Below are 16,768 nucleotides of genomic sequence, written 5' to 3' on the forward strand. Positions count from 1 at the left end.
AACTTGCACCACATATGGAATTATTACGCATGAAAGCTAGTAGTAAATTTTATATCCACTTTTAGTACACGCCTACACTAACTTAACATAAATAATTAGAAAATTCAATCTTTCATAAAAAACTAAAACTAAGTAAAAAAAGCGTATGGAATCCCATACACTTTTTTTACTTAGTTTGTAAATACGGCGGCAATTGTTGCAACTGCTCCTTATCCTTTTCACGTTCTCTACGTGCCCATCTAAAGAATACATAGCCTATAATTGTACCGTACACTATTTCCTGGACAATTTTCATTATGATACCACCAGTTTGCTGGTCTTGTACTACTGGCATCCAGTGCAAAAATTCCGGTCCCGTTATATTTAAATCTGATAAAGTGCCCGCTGGTACACATAGTTCCATCGCTTTCATCCAAGCAGCCGGATCCGTATACGTTGCAAATAACGGGGCTGTCGCAAAAATTATTAACGCACAAGCTGGCGTTAATAATATACCATTAGCAAACATGTAACCAAGTTTCTTTATATCACTTAACGTTTGATATTCTGGTAATGGATTTAACATCGGCCACCACATCATGATTGCTGTAAAAAACAATATAGCGAGACAAATAGGATGAGCAATTTGACTTTGTTTTACCGTATCAAAAACAACTGGTAAATGATAAAAAGAAAACAGGCCGTTAAATACAAACAACGCAATAAGTGGTTTAGCAAATACCTTTAATATAATTTGAACGAACTTAAAAGAAGTAATGTAACGATATAACCAAGTTGGTATACCAAGCAACAGTAACGGTGGAACTGCAATATACATGACTGCCATTTCAAACATATGAGCACTAAATATAATATGGCCAATTAAATCAATAGGCCCTCCCTTTACAAAATACAAAAGAACAATACCAGTCGTAAAATAAAAAATTTGCTTCTTACTTACCTTCGTCGCATTTTCAAATCGCATTCTATAAGGTCCAATAATTAAGAAGTACCCAATAAGAATCGAAAGCATAAATAATAAAAAAATTGGACTCCATAAAGCCTGAAAACCAAATATCCACAAGTTACTCATTTTCACACCTACCTTCGTAAGGTTATCCCATAATATGAAGAGGGAGCTGTGACAACACAAGCTCCCTTATATTTCACTTTTCAAATCCACACAATTGTCATAAAAGCTAAAATTGTAATTAACCCTATTAGCAGGCCAGAGTAAAGAAAGAAACTTGCTGCTTCATGTCCTTTATGGCTCATATGCATAAAATAATACAATTGAAAAATTACTTGTACCACTGCTAATAGTAAAATAAATGGCACAGAGAAAGTCGGACTAAAAGTTTTTGGATACGCCACTGCTACAAATGCAACTAATGTTAAAAAAATCATTAATGCAAACGTAATAACTTGATGCTTCATTTCCTCCGCACTTTTTCTCTTCCGATAAACAAGATCAACTTTAGGATTATTTGTTTGCTTTATCGCCATTGTTTATCCCACCATTCCCATTAAATATACTACAGTGAAAATAAACACCCAAACTACGTCAATAAAGTGCCAATAAATTGATGCAACATAAAACTTCGGTGCATTGTATAAATTTAGACCTCTCTTCGCATTTCTAAAGATTAATGTTAAAATCCAACACAACCCAAACAATACGTGGAGTCCATGTGTACCAACAAGAGCATAAAACGCAGAGCCAAACGCACTACTTCTCATAGTATGCTTAAATTCATGTGTATAATGATAAAACTCATATATCTCAAACCCTAAAAATCCTAAACCTAGCAATACAGTTACTAGTAACCAAAGTTGCATTTTCTTAAAGTTAAAGTTTTTCATGTGATACATCGCATATACACTTGTTAAGCTACTCGTTAATAAAAGCATCGTCATAATGAAAACGAGTGGCATTTGGAACATTTCTTGAGATGTTGGTCCACCATTTGTAGAATTCTTTAATGCTAAATATGTTCCGAATAAGGAAGCGAACAACACTGTTTCGCCTCCAAGAAATAACCAAAAACCGACAAACTTATTTTTCCCTTCAAGGGTTGCTTTTTCAGGCTCTGCTGGAAATGTTTCATTCGTTAATTTTTCATCTACATGCATTATGCCTTGCCCCCCTTATCATCTAAATCTTCCTTATGAATATGGTATCCATGATCATCGATTACTGAACGTAGGAACATTGCGCCAAATGTAATGATTAAACCAACAATTGCTACTAATAACCAGAACTTATCTTTTCCGCCCTGCATATACATTGCACCAAATGCCGCTATAAACAATCCGAAAGAAATGACAAATGGTGAAAACGAAGGATTTGGCATATGAATATCACCAACTGGTTCCGCTGCTGTCATCTCTTTATTACCTTCACGTTTTTCAATCCAAAACGGATCTAATCCGCGAACAAATGGTAGTTGTTTAAAGTTATATTCTGGTGTCGGTGCTGGCATCGTCCATTCTAATGTACGTGCATCCCACGGATCACGACCAGCTTTTTCTTTTGATACTGTCGTTTTAATTACATTGAATAGAAGAACAATCGTCCCAAGAGCCATAAACACCGCTCCGATAGAACTAATCATATTCCCCATTTCCAACCCTTGCCCTTCAAGATATGTGTAGTAACGGCGCGGCATACCAATCAAGCCAAGGAAATGCTGAATAAAGAACGTTAAATGGAAACCGATAAAGAATAGCCAAAACGTTATCTTTCCTAATGTTTCATTTAATACTTTATTAAACATCAGTGGCCAATAATAATGAGCTCCTGCAAGTAAACCAAATACAACACCGCCAACGATTACATAATGAAAATGTGCTACTACGAAATAATTATCATGAAATTGATAATCAGCTGGTGCAGATGCTAGCATAACCCCTGTAACTCCACCCATGACGAATGATGGAATGAAAGCTACTGCCCACATCATCGGTGTCGTAAAACGAATATTTCCGCCCCACATTGTAAAGAGCCAGTTGAATATTTTGATACCAGTCGGAACCGCAATCGCCATTGTTGCAACTGAGAAAATAGCATTAGCAACTGGACCAAGTCCAACAGTAAACATATGATGCGCCCATACCATAAATCCTAAAAATCCAATTAATACAGTCGCAAACACCATCGATGAATAACCAAACAATCGTTTTTTCGAAAATGTCGCGAAGATTTCTGAGAATATTCCGAAAGCTGGGAGTATAAGAATGTATACTTCTGGATGACCGAAAATCCAGAATAAATGCTCCCATATAATTGTATTCCCACCCAATGCTGGATTAAAGAAGCTTGTTCCAAATAAACGATCTAACATTAAAAGTCCTAATCCTACAGTTAACGGTGGAAAAGCGAATAATATAAGCGAAGATGTTACAAATGTCGTCCATGTAAACATCGGCATACGCATATACGTCATTCCTGGCGCACGCATATTAATAATGGTGACAAGGAAGTTAATCCCTCCAATTAATGTACCAATACCTGAGATTTGCAAACCGAGTACATAGAAATCAACACCATGACCTTTAGAGGCTAAAGCTAAAGATGCATAAGATGTCCATCCTGCATCAGGTGCTCCACCTAAAAACCAACTTAAATTTAAAAATACTCCACCAAAGAAAAATAACCAAAATCCGAGTGAATTCAAAAACGGGAACGCTACATCACGTGCACCAATTTGAAGTGGTACAGCGGCGTTCATAAATGCAAACACGAGTGGCATAGCTGCGAGGAAAATCATTGTTGTACCGTGCATCGTCAATACTTGATTATAAGCATCCCCAACAAGAAAAGCGTTGTTAGGAATCGCTAATTGAAGGCGAATAAATAGAGCTTCTATTCCGCCTATTACAAAAAACAATCCACCTGCAATTAAATAGAGAATGGCAATCTTTTTATGGTCTACTGTCGTTAAATAATCCCATATGACAGCACCCATCCCCTGTTTTTTTGCTACAGAACTCACGTTTTCAACCTCCCCTTCGCGAATAATCCCTCTTTACTTTTCAACTTTTAACGTTTGTAAGTATGCATTTAATGCATCAATTTGATCATCCGTTAAGTTGCCATATTTGCCAGTCATTTTGTTTCCTGGCTTCATATTTTCAGGATCTTTCAGCCATTTTTTTAAGTTTTCTTCATTGTTTTCGGCAATACCGGCAACCATATCGCGATCCGCAAAGTTTGCTAAGTTTGGTGCGATACGAGCGGAAGGTGGTCTACTATCATTAGATCCAACTGCGTGACAACCAATACAGCTTTTATTAAATATTTCTTGGCCCTCTTGCGCCTTTGTTGAAGCTACTTCTTTCTTCCCATCAATCTTCTTCATATCAGCAAGCCAATTTTTGTACTCGCTTTCATCTAAAGCTTTCACTTTAAATTGCATTAAAGAATGTGATGGGCCGCAAAATTCTGTACAAAAACCATTATAAGTGCCCGATTTATCTGCCTTTAACCACATTTTGTTCACATTGTCTGTATTTGTATCCATTTTCCCAGCTAAAGATGGAACCCAAAATGAGTGTTTAATATCGGCACCCTTCAAATTTAAATACACTTTCTTACCTGTGGGGATGACTAAATCTTGCGAAGTTACTATCTTTTCTGATTTATAAGAAAATTCCCACCAATAAAGATTCGCTGTTACATCAACAACGATAGTATCTTTATCAATATTCTTTTTCTCCATCGCACTTACATCAGCAAGTTTGAATGTATATGTAACCGTTGGAACAGCTAAGATTAGTAAAAGAATAATCGGAATAACTGTCCATATAATTTCTAGCTTGTGATTTCCTTCAACTTGCTCTGGAATATAATCTTCCTGACCTTTCTTTTGTCGGAAACGCACAATTACATACAAGAAAATAATAGTAACTACTAGTACTACTCCTACCATGATTGCACTCGCCAGTAGAAGTAAATCATATTGCATTTTTGCTACTTCTCCTTGCGGAATTAAAGTAGATTGAAAGGCTTTACCGCATCCCCCTAACAGTAAAGCCAGCAGTGAAACGAACGAAAGCAGTCGCCACTGTTTCTTCATACAAACAACCCCCACTTTCCTTGTGAATTAGATTGTACTTTATAGTTAAGTAAAGTAAATCTCAACGTAAAGAAATCCAATTATGTCGTTGTCTTAGAAGAATGTAACTACAATCATTGATACAAATAAGATTGTTAAATAATTTAGGGAATAAACAAACATTTGCACGGACCATTTTATGTCATCTTTCTTACGGAATCCATAAAATCCTAAAGCGATCCATCCGATGTTAAGCAGTGTTGCAATTACCATAAATGTTATCCCTAGTCCACTCATATAAAATGGTAGTGGTAATAAACATACTGTCCAAATCATAATTTGGCGTTTCGTAATTTCAAATCCATGAACTACAGGAAGCATTGGAATTCCTGCATTTCGATATTCATCAACACGTTTCATCGCTAATGCAAGGAAATGTGGGATTTGCCAAATAAACATAATTAAAAATAACATCCAAGCAATTGGATGACCTAAAGATGGATCGATTGCTGCCCATCCAATTAAAGGTGGAACTGCACCAGATATACTACCTACAACAGTATTTAGTGTATACTTTCTCTTTGTCCATAAACTATATAGAACAACATATGTGAAAGCACCAATAAATCCCATTAAGACTGCCATTGGTGTTGTTAATAATAAAAATACAAAACCAAGAAGTAATATGACTAGTCCAAATGTAAGTGCAAATCCTGGTTTATACTTTCCAGTAACCGTTGGACGGGTCTTTGTTCTTTCCATTAATGGATCGATGTCTCGATCAATGTAGTTGTTTAAACAACATACCCCTGCCATAACTAATCCAGAACCAACGATTGTAAAGAATAACTTATCCAGATTGTCCATTACACTTAATCCATTAAAGTGTAGTGCCAACCAAAATCCTGTAAATACAGTAAGTGTATTTGAGTTTACAATCCCCATTTTAACGAGTGCTTTTAAATCTTGTATCCGAGTTGTTTCCGGTACACTTGTAACAGCGGACTCATCATGCAGCTCACTTGTTGCATGGTTCATCACTCTAACCCCCTCTTAAAACTTTCATCTTTCTTTTTGCGCCTATTTCAAATGAAATAATTCGCTTCTATATAGCAATATTATTACAGTAGAAACATTGTTAACCCATTCTACTACTAATCTACGCCCATACTCCAATATATTAAATCATATTTCCCGAACATTTTGTGAAGAAAACATGAACTTTTTGTGTCGAATATAAAAAACTTCATTCTGACTTGTCCTTATCATAACATGATGTTACCTTCTATAATAAACTATTTTATCCTATTTAACACGTATTCTCCCCATTTCTTTTCAAAATAGCCTATTTTTCACCTAAATTTTTCCTTAGGAACCCTGTTTTTACACCTATTTTCTCCCCCTTTCCTTTCCCCTCCATTTCTTTGCTATTTTATTATTTTTTATATATCATAGGAACTAGCGCGTTTTATTCTATACATAATGGAATGAAAATATTTCGCAATAACTTCATAGCAGAAAGATGGTGAAAGAGATTGCAACGCTTTATTAAATGGTTAGCAGTCATTACAAGCCTTGATTTATTAATAGTTTTATTAGGAGGCGCTTTAGTTACAAAAACAGGTTCTGGTCAAGGTTGTGGTAAATCATGGCCACTTTGTAACGGTGAATTTGTTCCATCTAATTTATCAATGGAAACTATTATTGAACTTAGCCACCGATTAACATCAGGATCAGCTGGAATTCTTGTCACTCTCCTTTGTATTTTGTCCTGGAAATATTATAAACATGTGCGTGAAACAAAAACGTTAGCAATTTTATCCTTCGTATTTTTAGTTGCACAAGCATTAATGGGAGCAGCAGCAGTTGTTTGGGGACAAATGCCAGCTGTACTTGCTATCCATTTCGGTATTTCCTTAATTTCATTTGCTTCTGTCATTTTATTAACGTGTCTTATCTTTGAAATTGACCAAAAATTTGATGCACGTTCTCTTATTATGGACAAAAAAATGAAATTTCATATTTATGGTGTAACAATTTACAGTTATATCGTTGTCTACACAGGTGCTTTAGTACGTCACGAACGAGCTAGCTTAGCCTGTCCAGACTTTCCTTTATGTAGCAAAAACAGACCTATGCCAACTCAACTACATGAATGGGTTCAAATGGGCCATAGAGTTGCAGCAATGTTAATTTTCGCTTGGATACTTTACGCGATGATTCTCGCTATTCGTCATTACAAACAGCAACCTGTAGTATATTGGGGATGGATCATTTCATTTATCCTTGTTACACTTCAAGCTGTAGTAGGGATTTTAGTTGTATTTACAAACGCTAGTTTAGCAATGGCATTGTTACATTCTCTATTCATTTCTTGCTTGTTTGCCGTACTATGCTATTTAGTTATGTTAGGAACAAGAAGTAAAGTGAATGCAAAAGAAGCCGGATCAACTTCTAAACAAACAAAATAATTTAAAACTAAAATCCCTTGCCAATTCGGCAAGGGATTTTTTGCAATAAAGAAAAGAGCTGTATATTTACACAGCTCTTTTTTTATTTTAGTGATCTAATTCAATAAGTAAATCACCCGTTTGAATTGCATCACCATCGTTAACATATACTTTTTTCACTTTACCATTGAACGGCGCTTGAACTGTCGTTTCCATTTTCATCGCTTCTGTAATTGCCATAGAATCGCCTTTTTTCACTTCATCGCCTTCTTTTACAACTACTTTAATTACCGTTCCTGGCATTGTTGCACTAATGTGATTTGGATTTTCACGGTTTCCTTTCACACGTTGTGCAACTGTTGCTTTCACACTCTCGTCTTTCACGACAATTTCACGTGGTTGACCATTAAATTCCAAGTAAAGGACACGATTTCCATCCGGCTGTGGTTCTCCAATTGATACAAGTTTAACCATCAATGTCTTACCTTGTTCAATTTCCACATCAATTTCTTCACCTAGTCTCATACCATAGAAGAATGTCGGTGTATCAAGTACAGATACATTTCCATAAAGCTCAGCAACTTTTTCATAGTCCATAAATACTTTTGGATATAATGCATATGCAACTACATCAAAAATTGTTACTTCGCGTCCAAGTTTATGGAATAATTCTTCTTTTAACGCATCGAAATCTACTGGCTCTAGTAGTTCACCTGGTCTTACTGTTAACGGCTCTTTCCCTTTTAAAATAATCTTTTGCAATTCTTTCGGGAAACCACCGTACGGTTGACCTAAATCACCAGAGAACATTTCAACAACAGATCCAGGGAAGTCCAAAGCATGTCCACGCTCTAAAACATCTTGTTCTGTCAGGTGGTTTTGAACCATAAATAACGCCATATCGCCAACAACTTTTGATGATGGTGTTACTTTTACAATATCTCCAAACATGTCATTCACACGACGGTACATTACTTTCACTTCATCAAAGCGATCTCCTAAACCAACCGCCTTCGCTTGTTGCTGAAGATTACTATACTGTCCACCTGGCATTTCATGCATATATACCTCTGTGTGAGGTGCATTCATACCACTTTCAAACGGTGCATAGTATTTGCGTACATCTTCCCAATAATGAGATAGCTTTTCTAAAGAATCGATATTAACATCTGGTTGTCTTTCATTTCCACCTAGTGCATAGAATAATGTGTTCGCACTCGGTTGTGACGTTTGACCAGCCATAGAACTCACTGCTACATCGACAATATCAACACCTGCTTCAATTGCCTTCGTATACGTTAATATACCATTTCCACTCGTATCGTGCGTATGCAGGTGAATCGGAATCGATACCGTCTCTTTTAATGCTGAAACTAAATCATATGCTGCGTTTGGTTTTAGTAAGCCAGCCATATCTTTAATACCTAAAATGTGAGCTCCCGATGCTTCCAACTCTTTTGCTAAGTTTTTATAATAATTCAAATCATATTTACTACGTAATGGATCATGAATATCTCCTGTGTAGCACATTGTTGCTTCTGCAATTTTACCAGTATCTCGTACAGCATCAATTGCAACTCTCATACCTTCTACCCAGTTTAAACTATCAAAAATACGGAACACATCAATGCCTGCTTGAGCAGAACACTCCACAAATTTTTGAATTAAATTATCTGGATAGTTTTTGTAGCCAACTGCGTTTGACGAACGTAGTAACATTTGAAATAAAACGTTCGGCATTTTTTCACGAAGATCTAGTAATCGTTCCCATGGATCTTCTTTTAAGAAACGATACGCGACATCAAACGTTGCACCGCCCCACATTTCAGCTGAGAATAGGTTTGGTAACATTCTCGCTGTTGGCTCTGCAATTTGATGTAAATCTTTTGTACGAATACGAGTTGCAAGTAATGACTGATGTGCATCACGGAATGTTGTATCCGTTAAAAGTACACGGTTTTGATCCTGTACCCATTTTACTAATCCATCTGCTCCACGCTCGTCCAAAATTTGTTTCGTTCCATTTTGGATTGGCTCTGAATGTTTTAAACATGGAATACGAGCATCTGGGAATATTGGCTTTTCTTTTTTCCCTACTCCTGGGAAGCCATTTACTGTTACTGAACCAATATAATTTAACATTTTCGTTCCGCGGTCTTTACGTTTCGGGAATAAGAATAGTTCAGGTGACACATCAATAAACGAAGTATCATATTCTCCTGATAAGAAGTTTTTATGTTTTACTACATTCTCTAGGAATGGAATATTTGTTTTAATACCACGAATACGGAATTCTTTTAAGTTACGTTCCATTTTTGCAGCAGCTTGCTCAAAAGTAAGTGCCCAAGTTGTAACTTTTACAAGTAAAGAATCGTAGTATGGTGTAATAACTGCACCTTGGAAGCTATTTCCTGTATCAAGACGCACACCAAAACCACCGCCTGATCGATACGCCATAATTTTTCCTGTATCCGGCATAAAATTATTTAGTGGGTCTTCAGTTGTTACACGAGATTGGATTGCAAATCCGTGTACAACCACTTCCTCTTGCTTCGGAACACCTACTATTTTACTATGTAATGCATGTCCATCAGCTATTAAAATTTGCGATTGAACGATATCGACTCCTGTGATCATCTCTGTAATCGTATGTTCTACTTGAACACGTGGATTTACTTCAATAAAGTAAAACTCATCATCTTTTACAAGGAATTCTACTGTTCCTGCATTTAAATAGTTTACATTTTTCGTTAACTTCACAGCAGCATCACAAATACGCTGACGCAGATCATCTGAAAGTGATACACTCGGTGCTATTTCTACAACTTTTTGATGACGACGTTGTACAGAACAGTCACGCTCGTATAAATGAACAACATTGCCTTCTTCATCTGCTAAAATTTGTACTTCTATATGTTTAGGTTTTTCAACGAATTTTTCGACGTAAACTTCATCATTACCAAAGGCTGCTTTCGCTTCTGATTTTGCTCGATTATATGATTCTCCTAATTCCTCACTAGTACGCACAATACGCATACCACGACCGCCACCACCAAGGGACGCTTTAATAATAATCGGGTAATCATACTTTTCAGCAAATTTTTCGACTTCTTCTAATGAATCTACTGGACCATCACTACCAGGTATAACTGGAATTTGTGCTAGCTGCGCTTGTGTTCTTGCTTTCACTTTATCTCCAAACATATCTAAATGCTTACTTTTCGGACCGATAAAGATAATTCCTTCTTCTTCGCAACGTTTCGCGAATTGAATATTTTCTGACAAGAAACCATATCCAGGGTGGATTGCATCTACATGATTACTTTTTGCAATCTCAATAATGCCTTCAATATCTAGATAAGCATCAATTGGTTTTTTTCCTTCCCCAACTAAATAGGACTCATCGGCTTTATAGCGATGATAAGAACCACTATCCTCTTTCGAATAGATTGCAACTGTTTTTAATCCAAGTTCCGAACAAGCTCGAAACACACGAATTGCAATCTCTCCACGGTTAGCTACCAATACTTTTTGAATACGTTGCAGCTTTGTCATGATTTTCCCCCTCTACTTTCCTACCACTCTAGAGATAAAATATATACACACCTTAAAAAGCGTGAAGTTCTTCACTTTCCACATTATATTATACTTAGAAAGCTTCACTTTATTTTTATCCATCATACCTTATTTTTTAACAAATGATAAGTTTTCTGTGCAATTTGTTTCACAAAAATAGTATAGCATACCTCTTCCTTTTCTAACAACTCAATTGTATATCACATTTAAACAAATGTGATATATCTTTTAACTGAAAGAGAAATTAATACATCATATTTAAAACTACTTGAAAATAAAAAACACATCCTGCTCTAAAGCACGATGTGTTTTTTATTTTACAACTACAAGATGTGGTCCATTTTGTTCTCTTTCTTTTATTACACTATTCTGTTGTTTTTCTTCTCGTTTTACATGACTAGCAATATTAAGTAGTATTCCCATCGCAAGTAGATTAGCTATTAAGGAACTCCCGCCATAACTAATAAACGGTAAAGGTACTCCCGTAAGCGGTATTAATCCAGACATACCACCAACATTAACAAAAGTTTGCACTCCCATTAAACTTGCAATTCCGATTGCAATTAAACTTCCAAACGGATCTTTACATTTTTGAGCAATCCTGAATGAACGAATAATAATAAGTAGCAAGCAAATTAAAATAATAGCTACACCAATAAAACCTAACTCTTCAGATATAATAGCCATAATAAAATCTGTTTGCGGTTCTGGTAAATATCCATATTTTTGCACACTATTTCCTAATCCCCGACCATTTAGCCCTCCTGAAGCAATTCCAATAAAAGAATTTACCAATTGGAATCCATCATTCTGAGGATCATTGAATGGATCAAGGAAAACTGAAAAACGTGCCTTTTGGTAACCACTTAATTTATAATTAGCCAGAAAATATAGCGCCGGAATCCATACTATAGAAGTTAAAACAATTCGTTTAATCCATAAGTTAATCCGTACCCCTGAACAAAGAAACATAATCCCGACTGTTCCTGCAATTAACAAATCGGTACCTAAATCATTTTGCTTTAAAATTAAAAACATTGCCATTCCAACAAAACCAAGTGTAAGTCCCGATCCTTTAAAAACAGGTGTATTTGTCTCTTGTCTTCTTGCAAAAAAGCGAGCTAATATAATAATAATTGATAATTTAACAAATTCAGCCGGCTGTATACCTAATATCCAACCTTTTGCACCATTTATTTCCTTACCAAAAATCAAGGCTGCTGCTAGTAAAGCAATACTTCCTAGCCCCATTGCCGATAAAATTATTCGTTTCCTCCAAAACTTATAAGGTAATGAAGCCACAATTGCTAACAATACCGTTCCAATAGCTAAAGTTATTAATTGTTTTTTAAAAAAGTAATTTGCTGGCCAGTTATGCCTCGAAATCGCAACAATGGAACTCGAACTATATACCATTATAACTCCCAGCACACATAAGATAACAAGAGGAAGTAACAATGAATAATCCATTGATTTCCATACTTTTTTCATTTCATTTCCTCTTTCTGTTTCAATTTAATTATTGTTGTATTCCATATGTACATTGATTCTTCCTGCTTTATTATACAAATAAAAAGCTCAAACTAATTTAGTTTGAGCCCCCTTATTTGAACCCGTTATTGTTGTTTGTTTGTAAACGCTTCATGAAGTGCAGATAACTCACGTTCGAGCTCACCTAACATTGCTTTCCCTTGTTCTTCTGCAATAAGACCAAGGCGAACTGCAAAATCGACCTCGCGGGATAGTCCAAACATTTGTGTGTCTAACACTTCTTCATATAATGGACATTGCGGCATTGTAAGATGGTCCATTTGCACCTTAATAAGTCTTAAAATCTTCTCTGCATCCGCTTGTAGAAGGGCTAGTGCCTTTTCCTGATGATTTGCTACTGTCTCAGACGCCAAATTGATTCCCTCCGTTTCCGTCCTACTCTCCTCTATCCTATCTATTAATATTAGCGATAGTTTTAATAAATTGCAATAGAAACATTTTTTGTGACAACAGTGTCTAATGCTATTATACTGAAAAGTGGGAGTATAACACAAATGGGGGAACAACAATGAGCGAAATTTTATTTATTAACGGAAAAGTACGTTTTCCAATCACTATTGATCCAACTGTTTGGATCTTTGATGATCGAAAAGTAGATTTGACAACTTACTTTGATGAAACTAGAGAAAACACGTCTGAACTAGAAACTTATTTAAAAAACACTTCAGAACATTGGGATCGTGAAATTCGTGATGGTGCTGCCTTCCCGCCGATACAACAAAGTGTAAAGAAATATAAAAAAGAACAACTAATTACTGGAACATTTGGTATTCCGTTCCATCCATTCCTTGCTAACGCTGAAATTTTAGAGGACGCTACGCAAGTTGAAATTGAAACGGTAGATCATACAATGACACTTCCATTAGAAACTGTCAAAAATGCTATACTAGGCTTTTCAAAAGAAGGAAAGCCATTAAAAGAAGACGGACCTGTTCATCTCTATTTCAATGATGGATCTAATCGACAAAATCCAATCCGGAACATCCGTAAATTTACAATTATTTAAAGAAAAGGAGTGAGCTTAAGCTCACTCCTTTTTACAATAAATCTGCTGCTAGTTGAGCTAAATTAGATCGCTCCCCTTTAACAAACTTCACATGACCACTAATGCGCTGTTCTTTAAACTTCTCTACAACATACGTTAGGCCATTATTATATTCATCTAAATATGGGTGATCAATTTGCTGAGGATCTCCCATCAATACAATCTTACTCTTTTCCCCTACCCTAGTTAGTATCGTTTTCACTTCATGCTTTGTTAAATTTTGTGCTTCGTCAATGATAATGAACTGATCTGGAATACTTCTCCCGCGTATATAAGTAAGGGCTTCTACTTCAATCGAACCCATTCCAGCTAAAATAGCATCTAACTCTCCTGGCTTTTTCGTATTAAATAAATACTCTAGGTTATCAAAAATTGGTTGCATCCATGGTCTTAACTTTTCTTCTTTTTCTCCTGGTAAATAACCGATATCTTTTCCGACTGGGACAATTGGTCTTGCAACGAGTAATTTTTTATATAACCCTAAATCTTCTGTTTGCATAAGTCCCGAAGCTAACGCAAGTAACGTTTTTCCTGTGCCGGCTTTCCCCGTTAATGTTACAAGCGGAATATCTTCACGAAGCAACAATTCTAATCCCATAATTTGCTGCACGTTTCGTGGTCGTATCCCCCATACTTGTTCATTGTGAAAAATAAGTTTCTTTACCTTCTTACCTAAGTGATCCACAATGCCAAGCGCCGAACTAGAGCCCCCTAATGCATCTTTCATTACTACAAATTGATTTGGGTAAAAAGGATGATTCGCAATTTCAGATAGAGGCAATTCACCTTTCTCATAAAAATAATCCAATTGTTCTTTTGATATATATCCTTCTAAAAAGCCAGAATATATATTTTCTACTTCAATTACGCGATCACTTAAATAATCTTCAGCCTTCAAACCAATTGCATCAGCTTTTACCCTTACGAGTACATCTTTACTTACTAAAATAACAGACTTCCCGTCCTCTTTTTCCTGTTCTTCTAAAGATAGATTTTTTGCTACAGCTAAAATTCGATTATCATTTGTTTTTTCTACAAAAATATCTTGTAGTTGCACAAATGAACGATGGTTTAATTCAATACGAAATGTTCCGCCATTTTCTAGCGGGATACTTTCATGCAGCTTTCCTATTTCACGAAATTTATCTATTAACTTAGATACATAACGAGCATTTCGTCCTACTTCATCCATATAACGTTTTTTCGAATCAACCTCTTCTAATACAACTGCTGGAATCACTACTTCATTGGTTTCAAATGAAAAAATAGATAAAGGATCCTGCAAAAGTACATTCGTATCTAACACATAAATTTTATCCAACCTGTTACCCCCTGACTCCACTTTTAAATTTGTAGAACAAGGGTTTCATCCATAAAATATGGACGAACCATTGTTATAATTATATGTACCGTGTAAACGAGGTAGAATCGAAAATCATAGTCATTAAACCTTTTATTTATTCTTTATTCATTTCTATTCAATATATTACTTTTTATTATAATTATTAACGTTAAATCACAATAACCGATTACAAAAGTGAATAAACGAATTTCTTATTTAGCACATTTATAATTCTCTTATTCCTACTAGTACTTCGTTATCCAGCTTTTTGGCCGCCCGAAGATCGTATGTTTTTTCATATGTTGGTTCAATTGCAAGTTTCGCTCCATAAAACATAACATCACGTACTTCTTGCACATTAACTTCTATTACAGTTAATTTCAAAGAAATACCTTCCATTCTATCTGTCAAAATTTCACCTGCACCACTTATGGAAAATACGGATTCATTCGCCATTATAGTCAATACTACACCTGTATTATGCCTTATATTTTCCACAATACGTGAACGTTGATCTACTGCAAATCGAATACTAGTTTTGCTCACTGCATACACCCAAGAAATAGCACTTACGTTAGGAACTTGTTTTTCGAAATCTGTCGTTGCTATCATCACAATACACTCTTTACGCAACGTTTGTACTAAACCCTCTGTTAAAGTAGGCTCTACTACATTCGCCATATTTTCACCTCCAAACATACTTGGTATATCCTTATCATAACTTATTTTTCGAATTGCGAAAATATTATTTTTTCCCACTATTATTCAAAAACATTATACTTCCATGATATACTTATACTGATAGAATTCGTATTGAGGTGACGAAATGAGAGTCAAATGTATGATTTGTGATAAAAAAGATATGTTAGATGATGAAAATCCTACGGCAAAAAAACTGCGTAATCGCCCTATTCATACATATATGTGCATGGAATGTTCGGAACGAATTGCAGAGCGTACAATGGAACGTCATGCAAGTGGTAATTTCCGATTATATCGTGATAAAAAAGTCGAAGACGATTGGTAAAATGTAAATAAGTCCTTACTCATATAGATAAGGACTTATTTATATTTTTCTGGCTCGCGGTTCATCTGATCCAAGAAACAATCAATGGCTTCTAGCGGAAACCTTGCAGATTTCCTTTCCCCATTCATTTCATATGTAATTAAATACATTTCCTCGTTCTTTTTAACTTCCACATCTTTTAATTTATGTTCTTCATATATCATATTTTGAAATAACAAATACGTTTCTTTTGCAGCACTATCATCCGGACGTGCTTCCGCAACTGTTTTAATTGTTAACCAATTATATAGTGCATCTTGTACTGAACGCATAAAACTTCGCCCCCTCACCCTGCTTTTTGTTGTTTCGCTTGACGCAAACGCAATCTATAAATTCCAAGTACAATTGCCGCTACAACAAGCCCTTCTCCAACAGGTAAAAATACAGCAAAAAAGGTTAATACTGTACATCCAATTGCTAATGATATGTATATTACTATATTTTTTAGTACAGACAACTTTCTAGCAAATCCTAAATTATAGACGAGAGCACTTAATATAATAATCGTCCCATAAAGTAACCACATTCCTAACTCTGGATTTTCATCAACTTTACATAATTTCGCAAAAAAAGACATTCTTTCTAACACTATTTATCCCCCCCTTCTCATAAAAAACAAAATTTCTTTATGTACTTAATACAAGAGTAACCTGCGAAAAAAATACTGTCCACTAAAAAGAGTAAATATTCTAAAAAAAATAA

Annotated in this window: 16 protein-coding genes; 3 read left to right on the top strand and 13 right to left on the bottom strand. The window is 35.5% G+C overall.

The features are described 5' to 3' along the window. Positions 1–166 precede the first annotated feature (166 nt). From ctaG to ctaB, 6 genes are all read right to left on the bottom strand, one after another. On the bottom strand, positions 167–1,072 hold the full coding sequence (gene ctaG / locus BUA87_RS20325; protein ID WP_000069031.1) for a cytochrome c oxidase assembly factor CtaG: 906 nt from the start codon (positions 1,070–1,072) through the stop codon (positions 167–169). An 80-nt stretch (positions 1,073–1,152) separates the two neighbouring features. Then, positions 1,153–1,485, bottom strand: a complete 333-nt coding sequence (gene ctaF / locus BUA87_RS20330; RefSeq protein ID WP_000985703.1) for a cytochrome c oxidase subunit IVB — start codon at positions 1,483–1,485, stop codon at positions 1,153–1,155. 3 nt (positions 1,486–1,488) lie between these two features. Then, positions 1,489–2,112, bottom strand: a complete 624-nt coding sequence (ctaE, locus tag BUA87_RS20335) for a cytochrome c oxidase subunit III (protein ID WP_000557861.1) — start codon at positions 2,110–2,112, stop codon at positions 1,489–1,491. Beyond that, the gene (ctaD, locus tag BUA87_RS20340; protein WP_172794245.1) at positions 2,112–3,947 is read right to left on the bottom strand and encodes a cytochrome c oxidase subunit I; all 1,836 of its coding nucleotides are present in this window, start codon (positions 3,945–3,947) and stop codon (positions 2,112–2,114) included. The genes ctaE and ctaD overlap by 1 nt, the downstream gene beginning before the upstream one ends. Before the next feature lie 60 nt (positions 3,948–4,007). Continuing rightward, complete coding sequence (coxB, locus tag BUA87_RS20345; RefSeq protein ID WP_000745273.1) at positions 4,008–5,057, bottom strand: cytochrome c oxidase subunit II; 1,050 nt, start codon at positions 5,055–5,057, stop codon at positions 4,008–4,010. Positions 5,058–5,150: 93 nt separating this feature from the next. Next, positions 5,151–6,074, bottom strand: a complete 924-nt coding sequence (gene ctaB / locus BUA87_RS20350; RefSeq protein WP_001015053.1) for a protoheme IX farnesyltransferase — start codon at positions 6,072–6,074, stop codon at positions 5,151–5,153. A 497-nt stretch (positions 6,075–6,571) separates the two neighbouring features. On the opposite strand from ctaB, the gene ctaA reads away from it, so the two are divergent. Beyond that, positions 6,572–7,507 (top strand): heme A synthase, encoded by a 936-nt coding sequence (ctaA, locus tag BUA87_RS20355; RefSeq protein ID WP_001188740.1) that lies wholly within the window; start codon positions 6,572–6,574, stop codon positions 7,505–7,507. 87 nt (positions 7,508–7,594) lie between these two features. On the opposite strand, the gene pyc is transcribed toward ctaA, so the two are convergent. The 3 genes from pyc to BUA87_RS20375 form a co-directional block, all read right to left on the bottom strand. Next, positions 7,595–11,041 carry a pyruvate carboxylase gene (pyc, locus tag BUA87_RS20360; RefSeq protein ID WP_000164055.1) on the bottom strand — a complete coding sequence of 1,149 codons (3,447 nt, stop codon included), beginning with the start codon at positions 11,039–11,041 and terminating at the stop codon, positions 7,595–7,597. 333 nt (positions 11,042–11,374) lie between these two features. Further along, a complete protein-coding gene (locus tag BUA87_RS20370; RefSeq protein ID WP_000758407.1) occupies positions 11,375–12,553 on the bottom strand; it encodes an FtsW/RodA/SpoVE family cell cycle protein in 1,179 nt (392 codons plus the stop codon). A gap of 125 nt (positions 12,554–12,678) precedes the next feature. Further along, a complete protein-coding gene (locus BUA87_RS20375) occupies positions 12,679–12,966 on the bottom strand; it encodes an Fpa/YlaN family protein (protein WP_000135694.1) in 288 nt (95 codons plus the stop codon). 155 nt (positions 12,967–13,121) lie between these two features. On the opposite strand from BUA87_RS20375, the gene BUA87_RS20380 reads away from it, so the two are divergent. After that, the gene (locus BUA87_RS20380; protein WP_001289810.1) at positions 13,122–13,619 is read left to right on the top strand and encodes a molybdopterin-binding protein; all 498 of its coding nucleotides are present in this window, start codon (positions 13,122–13,124) and stop codon (positions 13,617–13,619) included. Between the two features lie 31 nt (positions 13,620–13,650). Here BUA87_RS20380 and BUA87_RS20385 read toward each other — a convergent pair whose 3' ends face one another. Both BUA87_RS20385 and BUA87_RS20390 read right to left on the bottom strand, forming a co-directional pair. Next, positions 13,651–14,979 (bottom strand): PhoH family protein, encoded by a 1,329-nt coding sequence (locus tag BUA87_RS20385; protein WP_000358083.1) that lies wholly within the window; start codon positions 14,977–14,979, stop codon positions 13,651–13,653. Between the two features lie 246 nt (positions 14,980–15,225). Then, positions 15,226–15,681, bottom strand: coding sequence for a pyridoxamine 5'-phosphate oxidase family protein (locus BUA87_RS20390; protein WP_000024600.1), 456 nt, complete (start codon positions 15,679–15,681; stop codon positions 15,226–15,228). A 145-nt stretch (positions 15,682–15,826) separates the two neighbouring features. Between BUA87_RS20390 and BUA87_RS20395 the strand changes: the two genes are divergently transcribed. Then, positions 15,827–16,027, top strand: coding sequence for a YlaI family protein (locus BUA87_RS20395; protein WP_002093346.1), 201 nt, complete (start codon positions 15,827–15,829; stop codon positions 16,025–16,027). 35 nt (positions 16,028–16,062) lie between these two features. Here BUA87_RS20395 and BUA87_RS20400 read toward each other — a convergent pair whose 3' ends face one another. Together BUA87_RS20400 and BUA87_RS20405 are read right to left on the bottom strand one after the other, a co-directional pair. After that, the gene (locus tag BUA87_RS20400; protein WP_001258136.1) at positions 16,063–16,338 is read right to left on the bottom strand and encodes a hypothetical protein; all 276 of its coding nucleotides are present in this window, start codon (positions 16,336–16,338) and stop codon (positions 16,063–16,065) included. Positions 16,339–16,352: 14 nt separating this feature from the next. Further along, positions 16,353–16,655 carry a YlaH-like family protein gene (locus tag BUA87_RS20405; protein WP_000893662.1) on the bottom strand — a complete coding sequence of 101 codons (303 nt, stop codon included), beginning with the start codon at positions 16,653–16,655 and terminating at the stop codon, positions 16,353–16,355. Positions 16,656–16,768: the final 113 nt, after the last annotated feature.

It is taken from the genome of Bacillus sp. bc15, from assembly GCF_900142585.1.
In the GTDB taxonomy this organism is placed as follows: domain Bacteria; phylum Bacillota; class Bacilli; order Bacillales; family Bacillaceae_G; genus Bacillus_A; species Bacillus_A cereus.

Excerpts from the sequence above, each read along its gene's own strand:
- ctaG (WP_000069031.1), bottom strand. The coding sequence starts at position 1,072 with ATGAGTAACTTGTGGATATTTGGTTTTCAGGCTTTATGGAGTCCAATT.
- ctaF (WP_000985703.1), bottom strand. The coding sequence starts at position 1,485 with ATGGCGATAAAGCAAACAAATAATCCTAAAGTTGATCTTGTTTATCGG.
- ctaE (WP_000557861.1), bottom strand. The coding sequence starts at position 2,112 with ATGCATGTAGATGAAAAATTAACGAATGAAACATTTCCAGCAGAGCCT.
- ctaD (WP_172794245.1), bottom strand. The coding sequence starts at position 3,947 with ATGGGTGCTGTCATATGGGATTATTTAACGACAGTAGACCATAAAAAG.
- coxB (WP_000745273.1), bottom strand. The coding sequence starts at position 5,057 with ATGAAGAAACAGTGGCGACTGCTTTCGTTCGTTTCACTGCTGGCTTTA.
- ctaB (WP_001015053.1), bottom strand. The coding sequence starts at position 6,074 with ATGAACCATGCAACAAGTGAGCTGCATGATGAGTCCGCTGTTACAAGT.
- pyc (WP_000164055.1), bottom strand. The coding sequence starts at position 11,041 with ATGACAAAGCTGCAACGTATTCAAAAAGTATTGGTAGCTAACCGTGGA.
- BUA87_RS20370 (WP_000758407.1), bottom strand. The coding sequence starts at position 12,553 with ATGAAAAAAGTATGGAAATCAATGGATTATTCATTGTTACTTCCTCTT.
- BUA87_RS20380 (WP_001289810.1), top strand. The coding sequence starts at position 13,122 with ATGAGCGAAATTTTATTTATTAACGGAAAAGTACGTTTTCCAATCACT.
- BUA87_RS20390 (WP_000024600.1), bottom strand. The coding sequence starts at position 15,681 with ATGGCGAATGTAGTAGAGCCTACTTTAACAGAGGGTTTAGTACAAACG.
- BUA87_RS20395 (WP_002093346.1), top strand. The coding sequence starts at position 15,827 with ATGAGAGTCAAATGTATGATTTGTGATAAAAAAGATATGTTAGATGAT.
- BUA87_RS20400 (WP_001258136.1), bottom strand. The coding sequence starts at position 16,338 with ATGCGTTCAGTACAAGATGCACTATATAATTGGTTAACAATTAAAACA.